The 26944-nt window shown below is 55.9% G+C and carries 28 protein-coding genes; 23 read left to right on the forward strand and 5 right to left on the reverse strand.

From position 1 onward, the window contains the following. The first annotated feature begins 175 nt into the window (after positions 1-175). From VPX56_RS11545 to VPX56_RS11555, 3 genes are all read left to right on the forward strand, one after another. The gene (locus tag VPX56_RS11545) at positions 176-964 is read left to right on the forward strand and encodes a PhzF family phenazine biosynthesis protein (protein ID WP_326471897.1); all 789 of its coding nucleotides are present in this window, start codon (positions 176-178) and stop codon (positions 962-964) included. A 27-nt stretch (positions 965-991) separates the two neighbouring features. Beyond that, on the forward strand, positions 992-1786 hold the full coding sequence (locus tag VPX56_RS11550; protein ID WP_326471899.1) for a PhzF family phenazine biosynthesis protein: 795 nt from the start codon (positions 992-994) through the stop codon (positions 1784-1786). A gap of 79 nt (positions 1787-1865) precedes the next feature. Beyond that, complete coding sequence (locus tag VPX56_RS11555) at positions 1866-2348, forward strand: GNAT family N-acetyltransferase (protein WP_326471901.1); 483 nt, start codon at positions 1866-1868, stop codon at positions 2346-2348. On the opposite strand, the gene ptrR is transcribed toward VPX56_RS11555, so the two are convergent. Continuing rightward, positions 2302-3180 carry a putrescine utilization regulator PtrR gene (ptrR, locus tag VPX56_RS11560; RefSeq protein WP_326471903.1) on the reverse strand — a complete coding sequence of 293 codons (879 nt, stop codon included), beginning with the start codon at positions 3178-3180 and terminating at the stop codon, positions 2302-2304. The genes VPX56_RS11555 and ptrR overlap by 47 nt on opposite strands. 99 nt (positions 3181-3279) lie before the next feature. Here ptrR and sad point away from each other — a divergent pair, with 99 nt between their 5' ends. The 10 genes from sad (at position 3280) to VPX56_RS11610 (ending at position 14777) form a co-directional block, all read left to right on the forward strand. After that, positions 3280-4668, forward strand: a complete 1389-nt coding sequence (gene sad, locus VPX56_RS11565; protein WP_326471905.1) for a succinate-semialdehyde dehydrogenase — start codon at positions 3280-3282, stop codon at positions 4666-4668. A 122-nt stretch (positions 4669-4790) separates the two neighbouring features. Beyond that, the gene (locus VPX56_RS11570; protein WP_326471907.1) at positions 4791-6380 is read left to right on the forward strand and encodes a methyl-accepting chemotaxis protein; all 1590 of its coding nucleotides are present in this window, start codon (positions 4791-4793) and stop codon (positions 6378-6380) included. An 86-nt stretch (positions 6381-6466) separates the two neighbouring features. Beyond that, complete coding sequence (gene glsB / locus VPX56_RS11575) at positions 6467-7369, forward strand: glutaminase B (RefSeq protein WP_407655152.1); 903 nt, start codon at positions 6467-6469, stop codon at positions 7367-7369. Further along, positions 7369-7725: a DUF4186 domain-containing protein gene (locus VPX56_RS11580; RefSeq protein WP_131632652.1), complete on the forward strand. Its 357-nt coding sequence runs from the start codon at positions 7369-7371 to the stop codon at positions 7723-7725. The genes glsB and VPX56_RS11580 overlap by 1 nt, the downstream gene beginning before the upstream one ends. A 116-nt stretch (positions 7726-7841) precedes the next feature. Further along, a complete protein-coding gene (locus VPX56_RS11585) occupies positions 7842-9281 on the forward strand; it encodes a sensor domain-containing diguanylate cyclase (RefSeq protein ID WP_326471912.1) in 1440 nt (479 codons plus the stop codon). Between the two features lie 189 nt (positions 9282-9470). Further along, a complete protein-coding gene (locus VPX56_RS11590; protein ID WP_326472037.1) occupies positions 9471-10463 on the forward strand; it encodes a diguanylate cyclase in 993 nt (330 codons plus the stop codon). 53 nt (positions 10464-10516) lie between these two features. Continuing rightward, the gene (locus tag VPX56_RS11595; RefSeq protein WP_326471914.1) at positions 10517-11482 is read left to right on the forward strand and encodes a sensor domain-containing diguanylate cyclase; all 966 of its coding nucleotides are present in this window, start codon (positions 10517-10519) and stop codon (positions 11480-11482) included. Between the two features lie 85 nt (positions 11483-11567). Then, positions 11568-12092 (forward strand): GNAT family N-acetyltransferase, encoded by a 525-nt coding sequence (locus VPX56_RS11600; protein ID WP_326471916.1) that lies wholly within the window; start codon positions 11568-11570, stop codon positions 12090-12092. A gap of 117 nt (positions 12093-12209) precedes the next feature. Next, complete coding sequence (locus VPX56_RS11605; protein ID WP_326471918.1) at positions 12210-13661, forward strand: tagaturonate reductase; 1452 nt, start codon at positions 12210-12212, stop codon at positions 13659-13661. 201 nt (positions 13662-13862) lie between these two features. After that, positions 13863-14777 (forward strand): bestrophin family protein, encoded by a 915-nt coding sequence (locus VPX56_RS11610; protein ID WP_326471920.1) that lies wholly within the window; start codon positions 13863-13865, stop codon positions 14775-14777. On the opposite strand, the gene VPX56_RS11615 is transcribed toward VPX56_RS11610, so the two are convergent. Next, complete coding sequence (locus VPX56_RS11615; protein ID WP_131632646.1) at positions 14765-15313, reverse strand: GNAT family N-acetyltransferase; 549 nt, start codon at positions 15311-15313, stop codon at positions 14765-14767. The genes VPX56_RS11610 and VPX56_RS11615 overlap by 13 nt on opposite strands. Positions 15314-15420: 107 nt before the next feature. Here VPX56_RS11615 and VPX56_RS11620 point away from each other — a divergent pair, with 107 nt between their 5' ends. From VPX56_RS11620 to VPX56_RS11640, 5 genes are all read left to right on the forward strand, one after another. Next, positions 15421-15891, forward strand: a complete 471-nt coding sequence (locus VPX56_RS11620) for a GNAT family N-acetyltransferase (RefSeq protein WP_131632645.1) — start codon at positions 15421-15423, stop codon at positions 15889-15891. A gap of 149 nt (positions 15892-16040) precedes the next feature. Beyond that, positions 16041-17036: an alpha/beta fold hydrolase gene (locus tag VPX56_RS11625; RefSeq protein WP_326466378.1), complete on the forward strand. Its 996-nt coding sequence runs from the start codon at positions 16041-16043 to the stop codon at positions 17034-17036. A gap of 44 nt (positions 17037-17080) precedes the next feature. After that, entirely contained in the window at positions 17081-17821 is a 741-nt protein-coding gene (locus VPX56_RS11630; RefSeq protein ID WP_131632643.1) for a response regulator, read from the forward strand. Continuing rightward, a complete protein-coding gene (locus tag VPX56_RS11635; protein ID WP_326466381.1) occupies positions 17818-19116 on the forward strand; it encodes a HAMP domain-containing sensor histidine kinase in 1299 nt (432 codons plus the stop codon). The genes VPX56_RS11630 and VPX56_RS11635 overlap by 4 nt, the downstream gene beginning before the upstream one ends. Positions 19117-19253: 137 nt before the next feature. Continuing rightward, the gene (locus VPX56_RS11640) at positions 19254-20444 is read left to right on the forward strand and encodes a cytochrome c biogenesis protein/redoxin (RefSeq protein WP_326466383.1); all 1191 of its coding nucleotides are present in this window, start codon (positions 19254-19256) and stop codon (positions 20442-20444) included. An 18-nt stretch (positions 20445-20462) separates the two neighbouring features. Here the strand turns inward: VPX56_RS11640 and tam are convergent, their stop codons facing one another. Beyond that, complete coding sequence (gene tam, locus VPX56_RS11645; RefSeq protein WP_326466385.1) at positions 20463-21221, reverse strand: trans-aconitate 2-methyltransferase; 759 nt, start codon at positions 21219-21221, stop codon at positions 20463-20465. Between the two features lie 80 nt (positions 21222-21301). Next, positions 21302-21886 carry an NUDIX hydrolase gene (locus VPX56_RS11650; RefSeq protein WP_326466387.1) on the reverse strand — a complete coding sequence of 195 codons (585 nt, stop codon included), beginning with the start codon at positions 21884-21886 and terminating at the stop codon, positions 21302-21304. A gap of 86 nt (positions 21887-21972) precedes the next feature. Between VPX56_RS11650 and VPX56_RS11655 the strand changes: the two genes are divergently transcribed. The 4 genes from VPX56_RS11655 (at position 21973) to VPX56_RS11670 (ending at position 25844) form a co-directional block, all read left to right on the forward strand. Further along, on the forward strand, positions 21973-22737 hold the full coding sequence (locus VPX56_RS11655) for a DeoR/GlpR family DNA-binding transcription regulator (protein ID WP_326472038.1): 765 nt from the start codon (positions 21973-21975) through the stop codon (positions 22735-22737). A 113-nt stretch (positions 22738-22850) separates the two neighbouring features. Continuing rightward, positions 22851-24143, forward strand: coding sequence for a glycoside hydrolase family 28 protein (locus VPX56_RS11660; protein WP_326466388.1), 1293 nt, complete (start codon positions 22851-22853; stop codon positions 24141-24143). Positions 24144-24246: 103 nt separating this feature from the next. Next, positions 24247-24513: a type II toxin-antitoxin system antitoxin HipB gene (gene hipB, locus VPX56_RS11665; RefSeq protein ID WP_131632637.1), complete on the forward strand. Its 267-nt coding sequence runs from the start codon at positions 24247-24249 to the stop codon at positions 24511-24513. Further along, positions 24513-25844 carry a type II toxin-antitoxin system HipA family toxin gene (locus VPX56_RS11670; protein ID WP_131632636.1) on the forward strand — a complete coding sequence of 444 codons (1332 nt, stop codon included), beginning with the start codon at positions 24513-24515 and terminating at the stop codon, positions 25842-25844. Before hipB ends, VPX56_RS11670 begins: the two co-directional genes overlap by 1 nt. A 4-nt stretch (positions 25845-25848) precedes the next feature. Here VPX56_RS11670 and VPX56_RS11675 read toward each other — a convergent pair whose 3' ends face one another. Next, complete coding sequence (locus VPX56_RS11675) at positions 25849-26211, reverse strand: TIR domain-containing protein (RefSeq protein ID WP_131632635.1); 363 nt, start codon at positions 26209-26211, stop codon at positions 25849-25851. Positions 26212-26468: 257 nt separating this feature from the next. Here VPX56_RS11675 and VPX56_RS11680 point away from each other — a divergent pair, with 257 nt between their 5' ends. Then, a complete protein-coding gene (locus VPX56_RS11680; protein ID WP_131632807.1) occupies positions 26469-26936 on the forward strand; it encodes a hypothetical protein in 468 nt (155 codons plus the stop codon). Positions 26937-26944: the final 8 nt, after the last annotated feature.

Raw genomic sequence — 26944 nt, forward strand, 5'->3', positions numbered from 1 at the left:
GGGATATCTGGGATTCGTTGCTTGAAAGATGAGGAGACGATCTTAAAGCGAGAAACGGCGAAAACTCAACCATTATGTGACTTAGATCTCAAAATTTACCCTGTCAAAGCGGTAGCGAAGGGCGTTTTTTTCATTGAATATAAAGAACAACACAACAATAACAGGCGATAAGACAATGCAGGAGATTGATTTTTATCTGGTCGATGCGTTTAGCCATACCACGTTTGGCGGAAATCCGGCGGCCGTTTGCCCCTTGAAAGCGTGGCTGCCGGATGAGACGTTACTTAAAATGGCGCAGCAGCACAACCAGTCGGAAACCGCGTTTTTCGTCTGCACGAAAGGGGGTATTGAGCTTCGCTGGTTTACCACGCTTACCGAAGTCAATCTCTGCGGCCACGCCACGCTGGCAGCAGCATACGTCCTGTTCAACGAGCTTAATTATCCCGACTCGCGAATCCATTTTGAGACCGCCTCGGGTCGACTGACCGTGAGTCGGGAAGGTGAATGGATGACGCTGGATTTCCCGGCCTGTCCAACGCAGGAACAGACGCCGCCGCCGGAAATACTCGCGGCTCTGGGCATCAGCCAGTATGTTGACGCCCGTAAAGGCCGCGCCTGGATGCTGGTGCTGGAAAACCGCGCGCAGGTTGAGGCGATAGCCCCGAACTTTTCCGCCATGACCCCAGGCGATCATAAAGTGGCGATCGCCGCGCGGGGAGAGGGCGAATATGATTTTGTCAGCCGCTTCTTCTCGCCGGGCGTTGCCGTTCCGGAAGATCCCGTCACGGGGTCGGCACATACGATGCTCATTCCCTACTGGAGCGAGAGGCTGGGCAAAACGGCTATGCTTGCGCGTCAGGTTTCGGCGCGTGGAGGAGACGTGCGCTGCGAGCTGAAAGGCGACCGCGTGCTGATGAGCGGGCAGGCAGCCCTGTATTTGAAAGGCACAGTATTTCTGCGCTAACGACGTATAACAAGAGAGGTAGAGACGATGCAGGAAATTGATTTTTATCTGGTAGATGCCTTTAGCGATAAAGCCTTTGGCGGCAACGCCGCCGCCGTGTGTCCGCTTGAAGCGTGGCTCCCGGACGAGACGCTGCTGAAGATGGCCCAGCAGCATAACCAGTCCGAGACGGCATTTTTCGTTCGCACTGACGACGGGTTTGAGCTTCGCTGGTTCACCACGCTGCACGAGATCAACCTGTGCGGACATGCGACGCTGGCGGCGTCCCACGTCATCTTCGAATACCTTGATTACCCGCATACCGAAATCACGTTCTCCACGCGCTTCGTGGGCGAGCTGACGGTTTCACGCAGCGGTGACTGGCTGACGCTGAACTTCCCGGCCTGGTCAACGGAGTCTGTCGATAATCCACCGTCGGCGCTATTCAGCGCGCTGGGCATTGAGGCGGCCCGGGAGGTGCGCGTCGGGCGTGACTACATGGTGGTGCTGGAAAACCAGCGGCAGGTCGAAGCCCTGACTCCGGATATCGCGGCGATGATCCCGCTGGGGAAAATGGTCTGCGTTACGGCTCCAGGAGATGACTATGACTTCGTCAGCCGCTTCTTCTGCCCGGGCGAAGGGGTGCCCGAAGATCCGGTGACGGGTTCAACCCACAGCATGCTGATTCCCTACTGGAGCGAAAAATTGGGCAAAACGGCACTTAACGCTCGCCAGGTATCCTACCGCGGCGGGGATCTGCGCTGCGAGCTGAAGGGCGATCGCGTGCTGATTGGCGGCCAGGCGACGCTGTATCTGAAAGGAAAGATCTTCCTTCGCCGGTAGGCCGCCGTCATAAACAAAAACTATGAGGTGAGAAGACGTGGCGGGCGCTATGTTGAAGGAAAATAACAAGGAGCCTGCCATGTATTCCATTACCTCTGAGTCTGCACGTCATCCCGATATTCTCAGCCTGATAGCGGCCCTCGACCGCTACCAGAGCGAACTCTATCCGGCCGAGAGCAACCATTTGCTCGATCTGTCTGCACTCCCGCAAGCGTCGTTAATCCTGATGATTATTCGCGACCCGCAGCTTAAAGCCGTGGGATGCGGTGCCGTTGTGCTTAACGGCGACGGCACCGGCGAAATGAAACGAGTCTATATCGATCCAGCCCATCGCGGCCAACGGCTGGGGGATCGGCTGCTGGCGGCCCTCGAGGATGAGGCCCTTAGCCGCGATTGCCATACGCTTCGGCTGGAGACGGGCATTAAGCAACATGCCGCCGTCCGTCTGTATGAAAACAGCGGGTATGAACGGCGTACGGCATTTGCCCCCTACAGTGAAGATCCGCTAAGCCTGTTTATGGAGAAGGCGCTGGTTGAAGACGTTCGTTTAGCAGCGCTATAAACGCCTCAAGCTGGCGGGTCATCGCGCCGCGACGCCAGACCAGCCAGGTGGTCAGCCAGCGCCAGTTTTCCGCCAGCGGCCACGCTTCAACCTGATGATGCCCCGGCATGCTTTCCAGCATTGAGCGGGGCATGAGCGCAATCCCTGCGCCGGCGATCGCGCAGGCGAGCATGCCGTGGTACGACTCCATTTCATGAATGCGCCCGGGCGTGGCCCGGTCGGCATAGAACCAGCTTTCCAGATGCCGCCTGTAGGAGCAGTTAGCGCGGAAGGCATAGACATCGCTGCCGCTGACCTGCATAGCGTTGGCTACTTTCCTATGCCCCGCGGGCGTCACCAGCATCATCTCTTCCCGGTAAACCGGCATCCCCTCCAGCTCCGGGTGCGATAGCGGACCGTCCACAAACGCAGCGCTCAGGGTTCCCTCCAGCACGCCGTCAATCATCGTCCCGGACGGTCCGGTTGAAAGCGCAAACTGGATGCGCGGATAGCGTTGATTAAACAGCGCCAGACTTTCCGGAATACGCACCGCTGCGGTGCTCTCCAGCGCGCCGAGGGCAAACAGCCCCTGTGGCTCATCGCCTGCGACCACCATTCGCGCCTCGTCGACCAGCGCCAGGATCTGCCTGCTGTAGCGCAGGAAGTTATGTCCGGCGGGCGATAGCCTGAGGCGCTGGTTTTCGCGAATAAACAGCGCTACGCCCAGATCGGCCTCAAGCTGGCGGATGCGGGTGGTCAGATTTGACGGCACGCGATGCACCTTCTGCGCGGCCTGGGTGATGCTGCCGGTGAGCGCGACGGCGTTAAACATTTCAAGCTGGGTTAAGTCCATGGCATTCTCGATTCGTGAATAAGGTGGTTAGTATTATTCAGTTTTAAGAAATAGCAGAGTGGGCCACAATGAATCAACTCTTATCATGTGGAGAACAAAATGACTCATTCACCTGAAACACACGCACTCTCCGTTAATCCCGCCACGGGCGCAGTCCTCGCGGCCTATCCATGGGCGACGGCCGAAGAGGTTGACCGTGCGATTGCCCTGGCCGACGCGGGGTTTCGCCAGTGGCGAAGCGAAAGCGTGCTGCATCGCGCGCAAAAGCTTCGTGACCTTGGGGCCGCGCTGCGTAACCGTGCGGAAGAGATGGCGCAGATGATGTCTCGCGAAATGGGCAAACCCATTCTGCAGGCGCGTGCTGAAGTGGCTAAATCGGCCAGCCTCTGCGACTGGTACGCTGAGCAAGGACCCGCGATGCTGGGCGCGGAACCGACCCTGGTGGAGAACAACAGGGCGGTCATTGAGTATCGTCCAATGGGACCGATACTGGCGGTTATGCCGTGGAACTTCCCCCTCTGGCAGGTGCTGCGCGGCGCGGTACCGATCCTGCTGGCCGGGAATAGCTATCTCCTGAAACATGCCCCGAACGTGCTTGGTTCGGCAGAGCTGATTGGGCAGATCTTCATCGATGCCGGCTTCCCGCAGGGCGTGTTTGGCTGGGTAAACGCCACCAATGACGGCGTCAGCCAGGCGATAGGCGATCGGCGCATTGCCGCCGTTACCGTTACCGGCAGCGTGCGCGCCGGGGCGGCAATTGGCGCTCAGGCGGGCGCAGCGCTGAAAAAATGCGTGCTTGAGCTGGGCGGCTCCGATCCGTTTATCGTGCTGAACGATGCCGATCTTGATCTGGCCGTGAAGGCGGCGGTCGCCGGACGCTATCAAAACACCGGGCAGGTGTGCGCGGCGGCAAAACGCTTCATTGTGGAAGAAGGCATTGCGGATACCTTTACCCGGCGCTTCGTTGAGGAAGTGGCCGCGCTCAGGATGGGCGCACCGGACGAGGAAGAAAATTACATTGGCCCGATGGCGCGCTTCGATCTGCGCGATGAACTGCATCAGCAGGTGCAGGCCACGCTGGCAGAAGGCGCTACGCTGCTGCTGGGCGGTGAGAAAATGGCGGGTGAGGGTAACTATTACGCGCCAACCGTGCTGGGCAACGTGACCGCTGAGATGACGGCGTTCCGTCAGGAGCTGTTTGGCCCGGTCGCGGCGGTGACGGTAGCAAAAAACGCGGATCACGCCCTGCGTCTGGCTAACGACAGCGACTTTGGCCTGTCTGCCACGGTCTTTACCGCAGACGCCGCGCTTGCCGATAGATTCTCGCGCGAGCTGGAGTGCGGTGGGGTGTTTATTAACGGCTACAGCGCCAGCGATGCGCGCGTCGCCTTTGGCGGCGTGAAGAAGAGCGGCTTTGGTCGCGAGCTGTCCCACTTCGGTCTGCACGAATTCTGTAACGTGCAGACGGTGTGGAAAGACCGCGTTTGATTGTGATGCCGGGCGGTGGCGCCGCCCGGCACTCTCTGCGCGCTGTCATTTTTTTGCAATGGTTCTGTCATTTTCGTCTCGTAGACTCCTTCGCGTCTAACGTGTTGTTACAGAAGAAAATTATGAACCTAACGCAAATTTTTCGCCGTATTGCGCAGCGCATCCTCCCGCGTCAGTTTGGCCTGCTGGCCGGCATCTTTTGTATTATCGGTCTTTTCTCCGCCCTGCAGCTTTCCTCATCGTTCCTGCTTACCGCCTCCCTGAAAGAAGCCCAGCGTAATGAACGGCATAACCAGCTGGCGTATCAGCAGCAGGGCAAGCTGGATCTGGCGCGGGTGTCTCTGCTCGCCGCAAGCGATCTGCTTAACCGCTCGGGCGTGTATTTCATGCAGGATAAAGAGACCGGCTCCGAAGGAAGCTGGCATAGCCTGATGGATGAAGCGCGGCAGGCGCTGGACGCCTCGCAGCAGGCATGGAACGCGTGGCTTGCGCTGAATCCCCCCAAAGATGATGCCCTGATCACGAGCTATCAGCTTTTCTACGGTGCCATAAAAGAGCAGGCGGAAGGGCTGATTAAAACCAACGCCATTGACGCCTTCTTTGCCGTGCCGGCCCAGGCGTTTGAGAGCGACTTTAACGACAACTATGCGCGCTACCAGCAGCTCAGCGAGAAGCGGGCGATTCAGGGGCGGCAGTCCCTGATGGAACGGCTTTCCGGCCTGCAGCGCTTATTCCTGTTGGCGCCGATAGTTCTGCTGGCGATCGCCGTTGCGGTCTGGTTTGGCATGGTGAAATGGGTCATCGCACCGCTGCGTCGCCTGATTATGCATATTAATCGTCTCGCAGCAGGCGATCTCTCCGGTACGCCGCCGGACGTCCTGCGCTTTAACCGCGAGATCGGGCAGCTCAGCGCCAGTATTTCCACCATGCAGCAGGGGCTGCAGCAGCTGGTGACCCAGGTCAGCAATGCGACAACCTCAATGGTCGAGAACATTGGCTCTCTGGAGCAGGGTAACCAAAAGCTCTACCAGCAGTCGGCGCGTCAGGCGAAAGAGCTGAACGACGTAACGGCCCATATCGCCACGCTAGAAACCCATGTGGAAGGCAGTACGGGATATGCAAAACTTGCCAGCACGCGTGCCGATGAGGCGCGTCGGGCGGCGGCCGGTGGCGATCAAATGATGTCTACCGTAAATAACTCCATGCAGGCGATCGTCAGCCGATCCGCTGAAATGCGGGGGATCGTGGCGATGATCGACAGCGTGGCGTTCCAGACCAATATTCTGGCGCTGAATGCGGCGATCGAAGCTGCCCATGCCGGAAATCAGGGGCGCGGATTTGCCGTGGTGGCGCGGGAGGTCGGATTGCTTGCCAGAAAGAGTAGCCACTCGACGCAAACTATTCAGGAGCTGATTAACCACTCGCTGCAGGGGATTGAAGATGGCTCGAAGGCGGTGAACCGTCTGGAGGATAATCTGCAGCAGGTGACCGGGCTGGTGGCGAATTTAAGCAGTTTGCTGAACGATATCTCAACCGCCACCCTGAGTCAGGGAGAGAGTATTCATCAGATGACGCGCCGGCTGCAGGCGCTGAATCAGGTTTCCCGCCAGACGGACGCGCTGGTTTCTGACGCGTCGACGGCATCGGACCGCCTGCACAACGCGTCCGACCTTTTGCTGCAGGCGGTTTCCCGTTTTCGTCTTAGCGCCTGACGCAACATATAAGCGTCTGTTATACTCGCAGCCCGTTTTAGCCTGAGGGCAAGGAGCAAAGAGTGGCTGCGGTCATCCATAATGAGATGCTGGACGAGGTTCTGGCGCAGGTTCGTCCCTTACTCGGAAAAGGGAAGGTGGCCGACTATATTCCGGCACTCGCCTCGGTGAGCGGCAATAAGCTGGGCATTGCCATTTGCACCGTAGACGGACAACGTTTTCAGGCCGGTGACGCGACGGAGCGTTTTTCGATTCAGTCCATTTCCAAAGTGCTGAGCCTGGTCGCGGCCATGCGTCAGTACGAAGAAGAGGAGATCTGGCAGCGGGTCGGGAAAGATCCGTCAGGCCAGCCCTTCAATTCGCTGCTTCAGCTCGAAATGGAGCAGGGCAAACCGCGTAATCCCTTTATCAATGCCGGGGCGCTGGTGGTGTGCGATATGCTGCAAAGCCGCCTAAGCGCGCCTCGCCAGCGGATGCTCGAAATCGTGCGCCAGCTTTCCGGCATATCGGATATTGCCTACGATCCGGTCATGGCCCGCTCGGAGTTTGAACACTCCGCCCGCAACGCGGCCATCGCCTGGCTCATGAAGTCCTTCGGCAATTTCCACAACGACGTGGCGACCGTTCTGCAAAATTACTTCCATTACTGTGCCCTGAAGATGAACTGTGTCGAACTGGCCCAGACGTTTCTTTTCCTGGCGCATCAGGGCCATGCCCCGCATCTTGATCAGGAGGTTGTTACTCCGATGCAGGCGCGTCAGGTGAACGCGCTGATGGCGACCAGCGGGATGTATCAGAACGCCGGGGAGTTTGCCTGGCGCGTCGGGCTGCCCGCGAAATCAGGCGTAGGCGGCGGGGTGGTTGCCATTGTCCCGCATGAGATGGCGATAGCCGTGTGGAGCCCGGAACTGGATGAAACGGGAAATTCACTTGCCGGCGTGGCGGTTCTGGAAAGACTGACCCAGCGCCTGGGGCGATCCGTTTACTGATGACGACGCTGGAACCCCTTTTTTCTCGCCTGGCGCGTTCACCTTTTCGGTCGCGCTTTCGCCTGGGCGACAAAGAACGGCAATACTGTTGGGACAAGGGTGCCGAAACCATCGATCGGCACGCCGCCGATTTTATTGCAAAACGTCTTGCACCCGCGCATCCCGCTAACGACGGAAAGCAAACGCCGATGCGCGGGCATCCGGTCTTTATCGCCCAGCATGCGACCGCCACCTGCTGTCGCGGGTGCCTGGCGAAATGGCATAACATTCCTCAGGGTGTTCAGCTCAGCGGGGAGCAGCAGCATTATATAGTTGGCGTCATTCACCACTGGCTGGTGATGCAAATGAACCCCTAAATTTGACGAGTTATGATCCTGTTGTATATGTGTTATAGATGCATGTTGAATGATCCCCACACACATGCTGACAACCGCAAATAATTGCCACGCGTAATTATATGGATTGATATTTAATGCGTTCTGCGATTTCCACCCTCAGGCTTTTTCGACCAGACGGCCCGCTGCAGAATGCTGCGGCTATCTTTGTTCTCACCACGCTGTTCTACTTTGTTGGCGCGGAGCTACGCCTGGTGGAAGCGCTATCCCTCTTCTGGCCGCTGAACGGCGTCATGGCCGGGATATTCGCCCGCTACGCCTATCTTAATCGCCTGCATTACTATGCGGTGTGTTACGTCGCTATGCTGGTGTACGACGCGTTGACCACCCGCTGGGGTGCGGCCTCGCTGGTGATTAACCTGTCGAATATGGTGTTTATCGTGGTGGTCGCGCTGCTGGTCATACGCGATAAACGGCTGATGAAGAAAACCCCCGATCCCCTTAACGCCCTGCGGCTGTTTAACTACTGTCTGATTGCCGCACTGCTGTGCGCCCTGCTGGGAGCGGTGGGATCGGTCGGTATTGATAGCCAAACCTTCTGGCCGCTGTATGCCGACTGGTTCAGCGAGCAGTTTTCAACGGGTGTGCTCATTGTGCCGTGTATGCTGACCGTAAAAATGCCGACGCGGCAGATTCGGATACGCGTTGAACAGCTGTTACCCGTGCTGGCCCTGGTGGTTTCCGTTTTGGCATCCGTGGTGATTGGCGGTGCGGGGAGCCTGGCCTTCCCGCTGCCTGCGCTTATCTGGTGCGCGGTGCGCTACTCTTTACCGGCCACCTGCCTGCTGACGTTTGTCACGGGTGCCGTGGAGATCGTCCTGGTCGCTAATTCCATTATCAATATTGCCGTCGCCGCACCGCTGTCGACACCGATGATGTTCTCGGCGCGGCTTGGCATCGCCACGATGGCAATCTGCCCGATCATGGTTTCCGTCAGCGTGGCGGCGATCAATTCTCTTATCCAGCAGGTTTCCCTGCGGGCGGATTTTGATTTTCTGACCCACGTCTATTCCCGTTCCGGGCTTTACGAAGCGCTTAAGCAAGAAGAGCGCCACCGCCATTCTCGGTTCCTGACGGTGATGCTCTTAGATATTGATTATTTTAAGAGCATTAACGACAACTACGGGCACGAGTGTGGCGATCGCGTGCTCGCGACCTTTGCCCGCCAGGTTCAGCAGGTCGTGGGTGAGGACGGGCTGGTCGCGCGTATGGGGGGCGAAGAGTTCGCGGTTGTCGTGAATACCGGGGATGCCGAACACGGTTTCAATCTGGCGGAACGTATAAGAGTCACGATCGCTAATCATCCTTTTATCTGGCGGCAGCAAACGCTGTTTCTGACGGTGAGCATTGGCCTTGGAAGCGGAAGGGCGGGCTCCTGGCAGCTGACCGAGGTTTTTAACAGGCTGATGGCCGAAGCGGATGACTATCTCTATCGTTCGAAAAAAGCAGGGCGAAATCGTACCAGTGCCCGTTTGACAGGCGAACCGGTCGCCGCCACGCCCGAAAGTGAAGCCTGACGGGTGTAAACGTAACCACGCCAGGCAGAATGCGGCATTGATGTTAACGATAAGCTGATAAATTGCTTGCTACGTATTTTTAAGCTCAATAAGATACCGAGAGAAATATATCGGAAAAATCGCAGAATGAATGGAATTGACAGGCTGAGTAAAAAACCTCGCGCGCCAGGCAGTCGGTTTGTCACACGCATGTACCTGATGCGTATTCTCGGTACGCTGCTCTGCTTCATTCCCATCCTCTCCGTCCTGATTGAACATCAACGTTCCGCCTGGCTTATGATTCTGCTGGGTATCAACGCCTTTATCTGGCCCACGCTTGCATGGCAACGCGCGCGTAAATCTGCCATTCCGCTGGCCACAGAACACCAAAATCTGGTGCTCGATGCCGGCGCAGGGGGTTTCTGGATCGCCATGATGGCGGTTAATCCTCTGCCTTCAGTGGTTATTGCCACTATCCTGCTTGCCGACAGGCTCGCCGCGGGCGGCTATACGCTGATGAAAAAGGCGGGGGCACTGATGCTTGGCGTTTTTCTCGCAGCCTGGCTAACGCAGGGAATGGCGGTGGATACCGTCGTCACGCAGCGCACGATGTTTGCGACGCTTCCGCTGATCGCCATTTATCTTATTGCCCTGAGCGTGCTGACGGACAGCATCGCGCTCCGTTTGCGCATCAAGAGTCGGGAGCTTGAGCGGATTGCCATGATGGACCCGCTGCTGGACATCGCCAATCGTCGGCTGCTGGAAAAGCGCATTGACCATGAGCTGAAGAAACTGCGTCAGACGTGCCGCGAGTCCGTCCTGATGTTTATTGATATCGACAATTTCAAAGAGGTTAACGATCGGTTTGGGCATAAAGTGGGGGATACGATGCTGGCGACCGTGTCGCAAATTTTGCATCTGGCAACGCGCCCGGCGGATACCCCGGCGCGGCTGGGCGGCGATGAGTTCGTGATTTTGCTGCCCAATACCTCCATTGAAGAGGCCCATATCGTCGCAACGCGCATTATGGACGCGACTGCGGTGATGGAGGAGGTGGCGCAGGAGGCTGTGCGCTGTACGCTCAGCATTGGCATCGCCAGCGCCACGCGTGAAATGGCAAGCGTAACCGACTGGCTGCAGGCGGCAGATGACGCCCTGTATCGCGCCAAGCGGGATGGTAAGAACAGAATATTCGCACACTGAAAATGTCTCTGTTTAAGCTACGCTTTTAGTAGAGCTATGCGTCAGGAGACGTTATGAAAACACCTGCAACCCCTGAAAACGAAATGGACCGTCTGAACTCGCTGCGCGAGTCCGGGCTGCTGGAGATTGAGCGCTCACCGGCGTTCGATCGACTGACTCGCCTGGCAAAGCGCTTTTTCGGGGTTCCTCTGGCGATGGTCAATCTGGTAGAAGAACATTCGCTGGTGATCAAATCAGCTGACGGCGACGCGCCCGACACCGTTCCCCGCAATATCTCATTTTGTGGCCATGTGATCCTGAGCCAGAATCCGCTGGTGGTCCACGACACACAACAGGACCCCCGTTTTGTTGATAATCCGCTGGTGGTGGGTCAGCCGGGGATCCGTTTTTACGCCGGTATTCCGCTGCGATTAAGGGATGGCGCGAGCGTAGGGTCGCTGTGCCTTATAGATTATGCACCACGCGCGTTTACGGAGGGGGATCTTGCGGTTTTAGATGACCTTGGGGCGCTGGTGGAAGACGAATTTGCCGCGGTGAGCGCGGCAACCACCGATGAACTCACCGGGCTGTTTAACCGCCGCGGGTTTAACCAGTTTGTTCGCTTTACGCTTTCGGTGGCACAGCGCCGGGCCGAGCCGTTAACCCTGGGCTGGCTGGATCTGGATCATTTCAAGGCCATTAACGATCGCTACGGCCATGAAGAGGGCGATAATGCGCTGAAGGCCATGGCGGGCATTATGCGGAAGTCGTTCCGCGAGGCGGATCTGCTGGTGCGCTTTGGCGGTGACGAGTTTGCCGTGCTCTTTGCCGATACGGATGAGCAGGGTGCCTGGATCGCCATGCAGCATCTGGCCGAGCAGGTAGAAGCGTACAACGCGCGCAGGCTGCATCCGTGGGCCTTAGCGTTTTCGTGGGGGCTGAGTGAATTCGATCATAATGGCAACGACATCCAGCAGTGGCTGAAAGAGGCCGATGAAAAAATGTATGCCATGAAGCAACAGCGTCAGCATGCAAAGTGACATAACAAAACCCTATGTCCGATGTAGTTGCGTTGCAAAAATGTTAAATGCAAAGTGAGGGCATTCTACGTAAGGAAAAACAACGATGTCCTCACTGCACGTTAAAACCCTCTCCCGGGAAGAGATACTCACACACCTTGATGCGCTGGCCGCCGTACTCGAAAACTGCGTCAACGGCGGCGCATCCGTCAGCTTTATGCTGCCCTTCAGCCTGGAAAAGGCGCGCACCTTCTGGCTCGGTATCGCCCGCAGCGTCGGGCGCAGCGAGCGCGCTGTGCTCGGCTGCCTCGACCCGCAGGACGGGCTTATCAGTACGGTACAGTTGATCACCGATCTGCCAGAGAACCAACCGCACCGCGCGGACGTGGCGAAACTGCTGGTGCATGAAAAAGCGCGTCGCAAAGGGGCCGCAATGGCGCTGATGGAAGCGCTTGAAGCTGAGGCCCGCGCCAGGGGGATTTCTGTACTGGTGCTCGACACGTCAACAGGGAGCGGTGCGGAACGTTTTTACCACCGTGCCGGCTGGCAAAAGGTCGGGGAGATCCCGCGCTATGCGCTAATGCCGGACGGAGAAATGACGGCCACGTCCGTCTTCTATAAGTTCTTATGATTATTTTTTACAATTACGTCATGAATTGATCGAAACAGGGGTTCCTGGTCGAAATGTTTGATAAGTTATTACACCAATCTTATCAGGCTGTATGACTAATCATTAAAGGACCCCACCGTGAACACACTCAACCGTCGTGATTTCCCCGGAGCTCTCTACCCAGAACGCATCATTCAGTTTGGTGAAGGCAACTTCCTGCGCGCGTTCGTCGACTGGCAAATCGATCTGCTAAACGAACATACCGATCTGAACTCTGGCGTGGTGATAGTGCGCCCGATCCAGAGCGACTTCCCGCCGTCCCTGAGCACCCAGGATGGCCTGTATACCACGATTATTCGCGGTTTGAACGGGAAGGGCGAGGCGGTCAGCGATGCGCGTCTTATCCGCTCCGTTAACCGCGAAATCAGCGTTTACGACCAATACGACGAGTTTCTTAAACTTGCCCACAATCCGGAGATGCGCTTTGTCTTTTCAAACACGACCGAAGCGGGCATCAGCTATCACGCCAACGACAAATTCGACGACGCGCCCGCAGTGAGCTATCCGGCGAAGCTGACGCGACTGCTGTTTGAGCGCTTTACCCATTTCAACGGCGCAGCGGATAAAGGCTGGATCGTCATTCCCTGCGAGCTGATTGACTACAACGGCGATGCGCTGCGTCAGCTTGTGCTGCGTTATGCCCAGGAGTGGGCGCTGCCTGCGGCCTTTACCCAGTGGCTCAACGATGCCAATAGCTTCTGCTCGACCCTGGTCGACCGTATTGTTACCGGCTATCCGCGTGACGAAGTGGCTGCGCTCGAGAGCGAGCTGGGCTATCACGATGCCTTCCTTGATACCGCCGAGCACTTCTATCTGTTCGTGATCCAGGGGCCTAAATCCCTCGCCAGCGAGCTGCGCCTGGATAAACTCCCGCTGAACGTGCTGATTGTTGATGACATTAAGCCGTACAAAGAGCGTAAGGTGGCGATTCTGAACGGTGCGCACACGGCGCTGGTGCCCGTCGCGTTTCAGGCGGGCCTCGATACGGTCGGCGAAGCGATGAACGATAAAGACGTGTGTGCGTTTGTCGAAAAAGCGATTTACGAGGAAATTATCCCCGTGCTGGATCTCCCGCGTGATGAGCTGGAGTCCTTTGCCAGTGCGGTTACGGGACGCTTCCGTAACCCGTACATCAAGCATCAGCTGCTGTCGATTGCCCTCAACGGGATGACCAAGTACCGCACGCGCATTCTGCCGCAGCTGCTGGCGGGGCAGAAGGCATCCGGTAAACTGCCGTCACGCCTGACGTTTGCCCTGGCTGCGCTGATTGCGTTTTATCGCGGCGAGCGTAACGGCGAAAGCTATCCGGTGCAGGACGATGCTCACTGGATTGAGCGTTACCAACAGCTGTGGACCCAGCATCACGACAGGCAGATTAGCACCCGCGAGCTGGTGACGTCGGTGCTGAGCGTGGCCGAGCATTGGGAAAACGATCTCACTCAGGTTACCGGATTGGTAGAACAGGTTACGCGGGATCTTGATGCGATTCTGCAGCAGGGTATGCGTGCCGCGGTTAAACCGCTCTGCTAACAACATTGCCCGGCTCAGGCCGGGTTTTTAATAACATAATATTAGTTACAACATACTATTTACCCCGTTTTTAAAAATAGCCTGCAGCACCGTGCGGTTTAGGCCAGCCAGGACAGAAAATGCAATGGCCTGTTAACAAGCTTGCAACCGTGATGGGGATCACGTTTAATAGCCACGCTCTTTACTTGCCTGAAACTGACTATGATTGTTCGTCCTCAACAGCACTGGTTACAACTGATTTTCGTCTGGCACGGTTCGGTATTACCCAAAATTTATACCCGGCTGCTGCTTAACTTCCTGCTATCTATCGCCGTTATTCTGATGCTGCCATGGTACACCTCGCTTGGCATCAAATTTACCGTCGCCCCGTTTAGCATCCTCGGCGTGGCAATCGCGATATTTCTCGGCTTCAGAAACAACGCCTGCTACTCGCGCTACGTCGAAGCTCGCCAGCTTTGGGGGCAACTGATGATAGCGGCACGCTCTCTGTTTCGCGAGGTAAAAAATACCTTACCGGACGATAAGCATCTGGGGGAGTTTGTTCGACTGCAGATTGCCTTTGCAAACTGTCTGCGCATGACGCTGCGTCGTGAAACCAATGCTGAACAGCTCTCTCCTTATCTCACCGCGGACGATCTGCACAAGGTCATGGGCGCTAATTCGCCAGCGAATCGCATTTTACTGATCATGGGGGAGTGGCTGGCCGTGCGCCGCCGAAACGGACAGCTTTCAGACATCCTGTTTCACAGCCTGAACAATCGTCTTAATGATATGTCGATTGTTCTTTCCGGCTGTGAGCGTATTGCCACAACCCCCGTGCCGTTTGCCTACACGCTGATCCTGCACCGGACGGTATACCTGTTCTGCATCATGCTGCCGTTTGCGCTGGTTGTTGACCTGCACTACATGACGCCGTTTGTCTCAGCGCTGATTTCGTATACCTTTATCTCGCTGGATACGCTGGCAGAAGAGCTGGAAGATCCGTTTGGTACGGAAGATAACGACCTGCCGCTGGACGCCATCTGCAACATGATGGAGCGCGATCTGCTGCAGATGAACGACGAAGAAAACATTCCCGAAAGACGATTCCCGGATAAGTACTATCAGCTGACGTGACGGGCGTTCCACTCTTCGCGGGTGATCTCCCACAGCTCCGAGTCCAGCAGTCCGCTGACATACGCTTTCTTTTCCGTTCTGATTAGCCGCATGCCGCTACTGGCTGAAATACGCCGGGAGCGGCTGTTGCAGGCCGCTTTCGGCGCGCGCAGCACTGGCTTATTCAGCGTATTGAACCAATAATCCGTGGCGGCAATGCTGGCTTCACGCATATATCCCCGGCCCTGATACTCAGGTGCCAGCCAGAATCCACGGTTGTTATCTTCCACGTCATACAGGCAGATAATCCCCATCAGTTCATCCGGCGTTTCGCGACGGCGGATGCTCCAGAACCAGGCGATGCCTTTTTCCATATCCGGCAGCGCCACGTTGTTCACATAGTTCTCCGCGCCGTTTTCAGGGTAGGGCCAGGGCACGGAGGAGACCATGTAGCGCACAATTTCCCAGCGAGGATACAGCCTCTGGATCGGTACCGCATCCCCGGCAACCAGCGGTTTTAGCAGCAAACGTTCTGTCTCCAGCGTCGGTAAAGCCATCCGCGATCTCCTTATTTAAGCGTTATGTTTTTGTTGGCCTTCTGGTATTTTTTATCTTTAACACACTCTCTTTGATTTCATCACTACTTAAATTTGCGGAGGTGCCAATGACGTTAAGACGGGCTGAACCCCATGAGGCGGAAATACTCTGGAACGTTCGCAACCAGGCAATCCGATATGGCTGCAAAGCCAGCTACGACGCGGACGTCATTACGCGCTGGACGCCCGAGAAAATGCCGGAACACTATCGCCAGATGGTGATCGAAAATCCCTTTTACGTGGTCGAAGATGTAAACGGCGACATAGCCGCTACCGGCTATCTGGATCTTAAAACCCATTGCATAGAGGCGATATTCACCTTGCCGGAGGCCGGAGGAAAGGGGCTGGCGACGCAGATTATGGAAGCACTGAAACAAGAGGCTCAGGCCCGCGGTATTACGCGACTAATGCTTGATGCAACACCCAACGCTCACGCTTTTTATCAGAAGCAAGGGTTCGTCACGCTGGGTGAAAATGAACATGATTCCCGCATGGCCGGTGCGAAACTACGCTGTTTTGCAATGGCGCTTGATTTGTAACCCAGGCTTAATCGCCTGCGTTTGTATCACAGTGTATCGAGTTTCCGGATACCTACACGGGCATACAATAAAGACCTTTTCGCACATATCCGCTATACAAATAAATGGTGTTATATCCCCGTGATTTAAACCCAATCGGAGATAACACCATGTTTAGCAAACTTGCATACTCAGCTCTGGCTTTAACCGTTTCTCTCGGTACCGTGATGTCATGTCAGGCCGAAGCAGCCGGCGCCGACTACGCCGCAGCGTTTACTCAACCTCAGCAGATTAACGCCGGCGATCTCAGCGTCGGGTATGTCGATTTCGGGCCGAAAAATGGACAGCCGGTGATTCTGCTTCACGGCTGGCCGTATGATATTCACAGCTACGCCGACGTCGCACCCGCGCTGGCGGCTAAAGGCTATCGCGTCATCGTTCCTTCGCTTCGCGGGTACGGCACCACGCGGTTCCTCTCTGCCAAAACGCCGCGCAACGGTCAGCCCTCAGCCATGGCGAAAGATATCGTTAACCTGATGGATGCCCTCAATATTAAGCAGGCCGTTTTCGCGGGGTACGACTGGGGGGCACGCACCGCGGACATCGTCGCGGCGCTCTGGCCTGAGCGCGTAAAATCGCTGGTCTCGGTAAGCGGTTATCTGATCGGCAGCCAGGACATTGGCAAACAGCCGCTGCCGCCGAAAGCGGAGTTGCAGTGGTGGTATCAGTTCTATTTTGCCACCCCGCGCGGTGCTGAAGGCTATGCTAAAAATACCCATGATTTTGCCCGCCTGATCTGGTCCCAGGCGTCGCCGGACTGGAAATTCACCGACGCTACCTTTAACGCCAGCGCCAAATCGCTGGATAATCCGGATCACGTTGCGGTCACGCTCAGCAACTACCGCTGGCGTTTAGGTCTGGAAAAAGGGGAACGCAAATACGACCGCTACGAGCAGAAACTGGCCACGCTGCCGAACATCAGCGTTCCGACCATCACTATCGAAGGCGGAAACAACGGGGCACCGCATCCTGCGCCGCAGGCGTATGCGAGTAAGTTCACCGGCAAATATGAACATCGCACCTTTGGGGCTACCGTCGGACATAACCCGCCGCAGGAAGATCCTCAGGACTTTGTCAAAGCGGTTATCGACGCTGATAAACTCTGAAATGTGCTATTTTCAATACGTTACCCCTCATTCAGGAGAGTCCGGTGGAGCATATTGATCATATCCTTGTCGTCGATGACGACAGGGATATCCGTGAACTGGTTGTCGACTATCTCATCAAGTCCGGCTATCACGCGTCCGGGGCGGCAAACGGCAAAGAGATGCGCGCCGTGCTCGACAAACAGCATATCGACCTTGTGGTGCTGGACGTGATGATGCCGGGCGATGACGGGCTTACGCTGTGCCGACAGCTACGCAGCGGCAAGCATAAAGATCTGCCGATCCTGATGCTGACGGCGCGTAACGAAGATACCGATCGCATCCTGGGCCTGGAGATGGGCGCAGACGATTACGTGGTCAAACCGTTTGTTGCCCGCGAGCTGCTCGCACGTATCAAGGCTATTTTGCGACGTTTTCGCACGATGCCGCCTAATCTTCAGGTAACGGAAGCCGGGCGGCTGGTAAGCTTCGGTGAATGGCAGCTGGACACCGTGGCGCGTCATTTAATAGACGGCGAAGGGACGATCGTGGCGCTGAGCGGGGCGGAGTACCGGCTGTTGCGCGTCTTTCTCGATCATCCTCAGCGCGTTCTGACGCGGGATCAGCTACTCAACCTGACGCAGGGCCGCGATGCCGAGCTGTTTGAACGCTCAATCGATCTGCTGGTGAGCCGCGTCCGCCAGCGTCTGAACGAAGATGCGCGCACGCCTGCCTATATTAAGACCGTGCGCAGCGAAGGTTACGTATTCACCATGCCTGTCACGATAAAAGAGGCCAATGAATGACGCTCTGGCCCCGTTCGTTGCTGGCCCGGCTGCTGATCATCGTGCTTCTTGGGCTATTGCTGGCAAATGCGCTTAGCCTGACGCTGGTGATGGTCGAGCGGATGCGCAGCGCCCGTACGGTGATGCTAGGCAATCTGGAGTACGATGTCGCGACCAGCGTGGCGATCCTCGACAGGCTGCCGGCGAAAGAGCGCGCGGCCTGGCTGGGGCGTCTGGATCGGGGCAACTACCGTTACATTCTTGGTCCCGGCGAGCCGGGGGCGGCGCCGAAGGATAAGCGCTCTCAGGATGCAATCCGCACCCTGAAAGAGACGCTCTCGGGAGATTATCCTCTCAGCTTTACCGCCGTTCCCGGACCCTTTTCCCATATTCAGGCCCATCTCACCCTGAGCGACGGCGCGCTGTTAACCATCGATCTGATCCCCCGCATGCCGCCCGTCGCCAGCTGGTTGCCGGTTGTGCTTGTCCTGCAGCTGCTGCTCGTAGCGGCCTGTTCATGGATTGCCGTTCGTCAGGTGGTACGACCCTTTTCGCTGTTTACCCGCGCGGTGGACTCGCTTGACCCGGCGGCAAATACGCCGATGACGGAGCAGGGGCCCGTAGAGGTTCAGCGGGCAGCGCACGCCTTCAACGCCATGCAGTCGCGTATCCAGTCTTATCTTCGCGAGCGCGCCCAGATCCTGGCCTCGATTTCTCACGACCTGCAAACCCCAATCACCCGGATGAAGCTGCGCGTCGAAATGGCGGATCACCCCGAACTGCGCGACAAGCTGATGAACGACCTGGACAACATGTCGCGTCTCGTACGCGAGGGCATTGCCTATGCCCGGTCATCAGAATCCCTTGAAGAGACGCCGCTCAGGATGGAGCTAAACGCCTGGGTAAACAGCATTGCCTGTGATTATCAGGATATTGGTAAAAACGTGCAGTTTCAGGCAGGTGAAGCACGATTGCCCATCGTCACTCGTCCGCAGGCGCTCCGCCGGGTGATGACAAACCTGCTGGATAACGCGCTTAAGTTTGGGGATTACGCCATCATTGAGATTGAGGAGGTCGATCCCGAGCAGGTCGTTATTCATATTATTGACGGTGGGCCGGGCATACCCGAGGCCGAACTTGACGCCGTCCTGCAGCCGTTCTATAGGGTTGAAACGTCACGCAACCGGGATACCGGGGGCACAGGGCTTGGCCTGGCGATCGCGGCGCAGCTGACCGTACAGCTTGAGGGTAAGCTGCATCTGGCTAACCGTACCGAAGGCGGTCTGGACGTGTCCATCACCTTACCGCGCCGCTGATTGTACGGTTTTGTATCTGCCTGCCGTGTCGATACGCAGGCAGACAAAACACCCCGTTTTGCACATATCCTGAACATATCCGCGCGTTGAAATGACCTTACTGCAGCTTCGCAGGTAACTTGTCATGTGAGGTCAATATGTTTTTAATAATCGCGTTTTTAGGCGGGATGATAAGCCTGCTTAGCCCGTGCACGCTTCCCGTTATTCCCCTGCTGTTTGCCGGCTTTCAGGGCCAGCGGCGACATATACTGGCGCTCCTGGTCGGTATGATTGTGATGTTCACGCTGGTAGCCATGGTCGTCACGGTTGCCAGCGAGTGGATCGCCAGCGCCACGATAATAGGGCGTTGGGTGGCGCTTACCATTCTGGCGATTGCCGCGCTGGCGCTTATTTTTCCTCCCTTCGCCCAGCGCATTGCGGGGCCTGCGGTCAGCGCGGGCAATATCCTGAATACCCGAAGCGGGCAAACGCGCGGCATGGGCTCTGCCTTCCTGGCGGGACTGGCCGTCGGATTGCTTTGGTCGCCGTGCGCGGGCCCAATACTGGGCGCCATTTTCAGCATCAATATTTCCGGGCACTCGGCTATCGCCACGGGGGCGCTGCTGGCCGCCTACGGCAGCGGATGTGCCCTGATGCTGGGCCTGCTTATCATGGGAGGCAAAGCGCTGATGGCACCCCTGCGCGCGAAGTCTGCGCTCATGGCAAGGCTGCGTCAGGGCGCGGGGGTTATGATGCTGGCAGCGGTGGTGTTTAACGCTACGGGCATGACGTCGGCAGTAAAAGGGGCCAACGGCGTGGCGGACAGGCTGGAAAATACGCTGCTGAGCCTGACGCAACCGGCTGCGCCTTCGGTGAAGCTCCAGCCGGTGGAGATGCCCGTGCCCCGCAGTCAGCTGCCGTCATTAAGCGGAGGTACCGGCTGGATAAACGGTGACCCTGTCACGTCTGAGTCCCTGCGGGGCAAGGTGGTGCTGATCGACTTCTGGACCTGGGACTGTATCAACTGCCAGCACACGCTCCCGCACGTGCGTGAATGGGCGAATAAGTACCAGCCACAGGGCCTTGTGGTCATCGGTGTCCACACGCCGGAATATCCCTGGGAAAAACCGATTTCGTCGGTAAAAAATGCGGTGAACAAATGGCAGTTGCCCTATCGGGTTGTGACGGATAACAACTATCGGATCTGGAATGCATTTGGTAACCAGTACTGGCCTGCACATTACTTTTTCGATGCAAAAGGGCAGCTGCGCTATACCTCGTTTGGCGAAGGAAATGACGACCAGCAGGAAAAGGTCATTCAACAGCTGCTTAAAGAGGCACGCTCCTGATACTTATTAAAGAACCGCTCAGGGCTGACGTTTAGCGACGATGAACAGCCGTGGAAATGCCAGCAGTATCTGCCCGTTTTCCTGGAGCGGATACTGCTCTTCAAGCAGCTCATGATACCGCCTCAGATAAGCCTCTTGCTCGCTTTGGTTTAGTTCCTTCAGCCATGGCCGCAGCCCCGTGGCGCTCACCCAGTCAATAATCGCCTGGTGTGAACGCATTATGTGGAAATAGGTTGTCCGCCAGATATCCACGTCGCATCCTGCATCCGTAAGAATATCGTAATAGGCATGCACGCCTGGCAACGGCTCGCGGCCCCGATCGGGATAGCCCTGCTCATAAGCCACCTCGCGCATGGAAACGTGCGTGGGTTCCATCCAGTTATCAGGCATCTGGATCGCCAGAACGCCCCGTATCGTCAGCAAAGAGACAAGATGAGGCAGCAGGTCGTAATGGTCGGGGAGCCACTGAAGCGAGGCGTTGGCATAAATCAGATCCAGCGGGCGGCCCGGCCTGTAGTGGCGAATATCCGCTTCAACAAAGCTGCAGTCAGGCAAATTGCTACGCGCTTCCGCCAGCATCGCCGGGGAATTATCCACGCCGGTAATGTGTGCGGAAGGCCAGCGTTGCTTTAAGAGGGCGGTGCTGTTGGCCGGCCCGCAGCCTAAATCAACGATGGCGGCGGGCTCGTCCAGCGTGACTCTGGCAAGCAGTTCAACGGCAGGGCGCGTTCGTTCAGCACCGTACTGCAGGTATAGCGAAGGGTTCCAGTCGGCCATAGTGCGTCTCCGTTTGAATACTCCCCAAGAATAGCACAGGCAGACACCTGCGCCGCGGCAGATCTCTGCGAACGTGAATACTACATAATGCCCTTAAGGGCGACGTGGTAAAGCAGCATAATGGTCTTTCCGTCAACGATTTTGCCCGCTTCAATTCCCTGCAATGCCTCTTCCAGCGTCATTTCCAGTACGGTGATATTTTCACCTTCAGACTTGATTCCGCCCCCCGCGTGTAACCGATCCTGCGGATGGTACTCTGCAACATAAAAATAGAGCTTCTCCGTAACGGAGCCCGGGCTCATGTAGGCTTCGAATATCTTTTGAACGTGCGTTACCCTAAAGCCGGTTTCTTCTTCTGCTTCTGCTTTAATGCGGCTTTCAGGCTCCATGTTGTCCAGCAGACCGGCGGCGGCTTCAATGAGGTCATCCTCATGACCGTTGATAAATACCGGGAAGCGGAACTGGCGGGTCAGGATCACCGTTTTTTTATCGCGGTTATACAGAAGGATTGTGGCTCCGTTGCCCCGGTCGTAAACCTCACGGTCCTGCCGCTGCCATTCACCATCGCGATGACGCTGATCGAAGGTGTATTTTTTGAGGATGTACCAGTTATCCGACAGCGTTTCACTCGCGATGATGCGTATATCTGCGCGTTTCGATTGCACGTTTGTTCCTCCTTACGTAGAGTGATTATCATAAACAGCATTATCGTGCGCATTCAAGATAAAACATGCAACATCGGGAATCCATGATGCTCACCAGCCAGCGCAAGCAGTTAATCCTCGAAAAACTCGAGGCGGAAGGTCAGGTCCAGTCGAAAGCGCTCAGCGTTCTCTTTACCGTGTCTGAGGATACGATCCGTCGTGATTTACGTGAGCTGGCGGCAGAAGGGCGCCTACAGCGGGTACACGGCGGGGCGCTGCCGTCTTCTACGGCGATTGCCCCGTTTGCCGAGCGCAAATCGGTAAAAATGGATGCCAAGAAAAAGGTGGCGCGTAAAGGCGCCCAGCTGATTTCTGCAGGTCAGGTGGTCATTATCGACGGTGGCACGACAACGTCCGAGCTTATAAGGTTCTTGCCTCCAGATTTACCCATCACCGTGGTTACGCACAGCCCGAGCATTGCTATTGGGCTGGTTGAGCATCCTTCCATTGAGGTGATCCTTATCGGTGGCCGGCTGTACAAACACTCCATTGTCACAGTGGGAGCGGCAGCGATTGAGGGAATCGAAAAAATTCATGCCGATCTCTTCTTTATGGGCGTCACCGGCATCCACCCAGAAGCAGGGCTGACCACGGGCGATTTTGAAGAAGCGTGTATCAAACGTGCATTTTCCGGCAGAGCGGCTGAAACCATCGTTCTGGCATCACCTGAAAAAATTAATACCGCATCGTCCTTTGCCATTGGCGATCTTTCGCTGGTGAATACGCTTGTTGTTGAAAAGGACACCGACGCTGCCTGGATACGCGCCATAGAAGAGAAGGGTGTTTCGGTAGTGAAAACGTCTGAGTCATAACGCACGCGTACCACGGTGGTATTGCCATCCGCAGCGGCATCGTGTCGATGAGATAAAGGTTATCCTGCGCATCGCTTCATATACTCATGATTTGTCTAAAATCAGGACCTATCATGACTGACATTACTGTTTGCGAATATGGCGCCGATCCGACAGCTCAACGGCCATCGACGACTGCGCTTCAGGAGGCAATTTCCGCCGCCCGGCCCGGTGACAGGGTGGTTATCCCCGCAGGGCGTTTTCTTACCGGCTCACTCTTTTTGAAAAGTGGCATTACGCTGCATCTTGAGGCCGACGCGCAGCTGATCGGCAGTCAGGACCTCAGCGATTACCCGACGATCGATACCCGCGTTGCCGGCATCGATATGCGATGGCCCGCGGCAATCATCAATATGATCAACTGCCAGAACGTTAACATAACCGGTCCCGGCGTCATCGACGGGCAGGGCCTGACGTGGTGGCAGCGCTTCTGGGGGGACGATGAGCAAGGCGGTATGGTGGGGGAATACAGTGCCAAAGGCCTGCGCTGGGTCGTGGATTATGACTGCCAGCGTCCGCGTAATATTCTGGTCTACGAAAGCGACAATATTACCCTCCAGGATTTCACCAGCCGTGAGTCAGGCTTCTGGAATGTGCACCTGTGTTATTCACGAGATGTCCAGGTCGCTGGGGTTCAGATCGCCAATTCGGCGGGGCCGAGCACTGACGGTATCGACATAGACTCCTGTGAACGGGTTCGCATTGAGCGCTGTACGGTATCCTGCAATGACGACAATATTTGTATTAAAGCGGGCCGCGGTCTTGAAGCCGCGCAAAAGCTACGCACCGCCAGAGACATTATCATTCGCGATTGTACGCTGAACAAAGGGTCCGGCATTACGCTGGGCAGCGAGACGTCTGGCGGTATCGAGCGCGTAGCGATCGAGAAGAACCGTTTTAACGGCACGGGCGTTGGGTTTCGCATTAAGTCGGCCCGCAACCGCGGCGGGTTTATACGCAATATCACCGTCCGGGATCTGCAGCTGGTCGACGTGCGCTTCCCGGTTCTTATCCAGCTAAACTGGTTTCCGCAGTACAGCTACGCCGCCAAAGATGATCTTTCGGGGAAGCCCGAACACTGGCGCAAGCTCGCTGAAGGTGTCGAAGGAGAGGCTGGCCTCACGGAGGTAAGCCATGTGACGCTGGAAAATATCACTGCCCGCCGTTCAGCCAGTCAGCCTTTTTCACGCGCGTTCTTCATCGAGGGTTATCCGGAGCGGCCTGTACGCGAGTTAGCACTGTCATCAATTTTCGTGGAGGCGAATGAGTTCGGTAAAATATCGGGCGTTGAAGGGCTACGCTTCGACGATGTCTATGTCACCGCAGCGGAAATCACGCGCGATTGTAATGACAGCTACGAGCGCTAAGCCGTGATTTATCCCCACAAGCGGATATAGCTTGCATTATCCGCTTGTGGGGATAATACTCTCATTATCCCTGCAAGAGGATAAGCCCTGGAGAGTGAACGCCATGAAACCACCCATGATTTACAGCCCGACCCAGCTGGCGAATTATATGAAGCTGGTTCGCCAGAAAAATGGCTGGACGCAGGTCGCGCTGGCGAGAAAAATCGGCATCAAGCAAGCCACCGTATCCAATTTCGAAAATAATCCTGATAAGTCGACGCTGACAACCTTCTTTAAGATTTTACAGTCGCTGGGTATGACGATGGCGCTGTATGAAAGCGCTGATGCCATGCTCGACGAGGATACTAACCAACAGGATCTTGACTGGTAATGCCTAAGCTCGTGACGTGGATGAACAATGAACGCGTCGGTGAATTAACAAAGCAGCCGAACGGGGCGCACACGTTTAAATATTCTCGCGACTGGATGGACAATCGCCACGCGCGGCCGTTGTCACTTTCGCTGCCTTTGCAGTTTGGCAATATAACGTCCGATGCCGTGTTCAACTTCTTTGATAATTTGCTGCCCGACAGCCCGGTGGTTCGGGACCGTATTGTGAAACGCTACCGTGCGCGCTCAAAGCAACCCTTTGATTTACTCGCAGAAGTAGGGCGAGACAGCGTGGGTGCCGTGACGTTGCTTCCCGAAGATGAGGATGTCAGCGCGCAACGCTTGACGTGGGAAACGCTGAGCGAGAAAAAGCTGGAAGCCGTTCTGTCCGCGTATAAATCGGATATTCCGTTGGGGATGATTGACGGTGAAAATGATTTTCGCATTTCCGTTGCCGGTGCGCAGGAAAAAACGGCGCTGCTCAAAATGGGAAACACGTGGTGTATTCCCAAAGGTACGACGCCGACAACCCATATCATTAAGCTACCTATTGGCGAGATTAAGCAGCCTAACGCCACGCTGGATCTGAGCGACAGCGTTGATAACGAGTACTTTTGTCTGCAACTGGCAAAAACACTCGGTTTTGACGTGCCGAATGCCGAAATAATCACGGCTGGCGGGATGCGGGCGCTGGCGGTTGAACGCTTTGACAGGCGCTGGAACGCCGATCGCTCCGTATTGTTCCGGCTGCCGCAGGAAGATATGTGCCAGGCCTTCGGGCTGCCGTCGTCACTAAAATATGAATCCGATGGCGGCCCGGGTATTGCGCAGATTATGACGTTTTTACTCGGCTCCAGCGACGCCCTGGGCGATCGTGATAATTTCATGAAGTTTCAGGTTTTTCAGTGGCTTCTGGGGGCGACGGATGGGCATGCAAAAAACTTCTCGGTCTTTATTCAGCCGGGTGGAAGCTATCGTTTAACGCCCTTTTACGACATTATCTCCGCGTTTCCCGTACTCGGCGGAGCCGGTATACACATCAGCGATTTGAAACTGGCAATGAGCCTGAATGCTTCAAAAGGTCGCAAAAGTGCTATTGATAAGATCCAGCCGCGTCATTTGCTGGCCACCGCAAAAGCCGTGAAGTTCCCGCAGGACCGGATGCTGGAAATCCTGAGAGAGCTCGCAGAGAAAGTCCCGCAGTCCCTGCAGGCGGTGAGGGCGTCATTACCGGAGGATTTTTCGCAGAAAGTGGCAGAAACCATTACATCGAATGTGCTCAGACTGCATGCTCGTTTGTCAGGTAGCCTGAGCCAGGACAGGTTTTCGTGAATCACTAAGCCTGAGGGATACTCTCAATGTTGGTATAAATATTCAGCCCAAGCTTTTGGGCGACCACAATATCCATATCCGCGCCCTTGGATGCTCCCGGAATACGGTAGATTGCATCACATTTTGCAATCAGCCTGTGCGCAACGGGATACAGCATCGCTTCACTGATTTCGTCGCCAATTGCTGTCGAACCTGCAGCTTTTGCCAGCGGCAAGGCCAGCCATTCACCGATCACCGGTACATGTCCACGCTGGTAAACCTCAAGCGCGGCGCTTTCCAGCCTTTGCAGATTAGCATCGATTCGTTCCTGAATGCCGTCGGTGCCGCTGCGGTAGGGCCCGGCGATGAGGATCAATTGTTGTGTCATACAGCCTCGCGAAATGTTTATACGGTTATAATGCACGATATAGCACGTAATTGCGTACTCTGCGCTAGCCAGAATCCACCAAAGCATATTAACGTGCAACATTGTGCACATACAAGCAGTTTCATGCGGACTGCTGAGCGCAAAACTATGCTAAAATTTGTACAGTTCACCTTCAGATGCGAGTGAATATGAGCAAGGTCGACACGGTAAGATCCGGCAGGAGAGGGTATTCAGCCTGTTTTTTGTGTTTTATCGCCATGAATAGCTACGCCGAAGAGATAAACCTGTACTCCATTAATACGGGGTCATATGTTTATCACTTAACGAATAATCATGGTCAATACACTGAAAATTTTGAGAATAACTTCTTTTCCGTGGAGAGAAAATTTTCTGAAGATTCGAAAAATAGCGTTGTGCTGGGAACGATGAAGAACAGCTTTAACGACAGATGCCTGGCTGCCGGCGTGCGCCGAGACTGGGTTGGCTGGGAAAACGGCTGGGTATTTAAAGGGATATATGGATACGTCGGCGAGTTTTTCTTCGATGCGTTCAAGGATTGTGGCGATCACGGCTCATATCATGATTTCCAGAAAGTCACAGGCATAGGTTTTTCTCCCTATATTTATCACGGGTTTCAGTACAACTTTACCTCTTACTTTGGCATGGACGTCGGCATTATCATTCCATCTGTTTTTGTCATTACGGCGCAGTGGAGTTTTAGATAAGCACGGGA

Source organism: Enterobacter wuhouensis, from assembly GCF_035835995.1.
In the GTDB taxonomy this organism is placed as follows: Bacteria; Pseudomonadota; Gammaproteobacteria; order Enterobacterales; family Enterobacteriaceae; genus Enterobacter; species Enterobacter wuhouensis.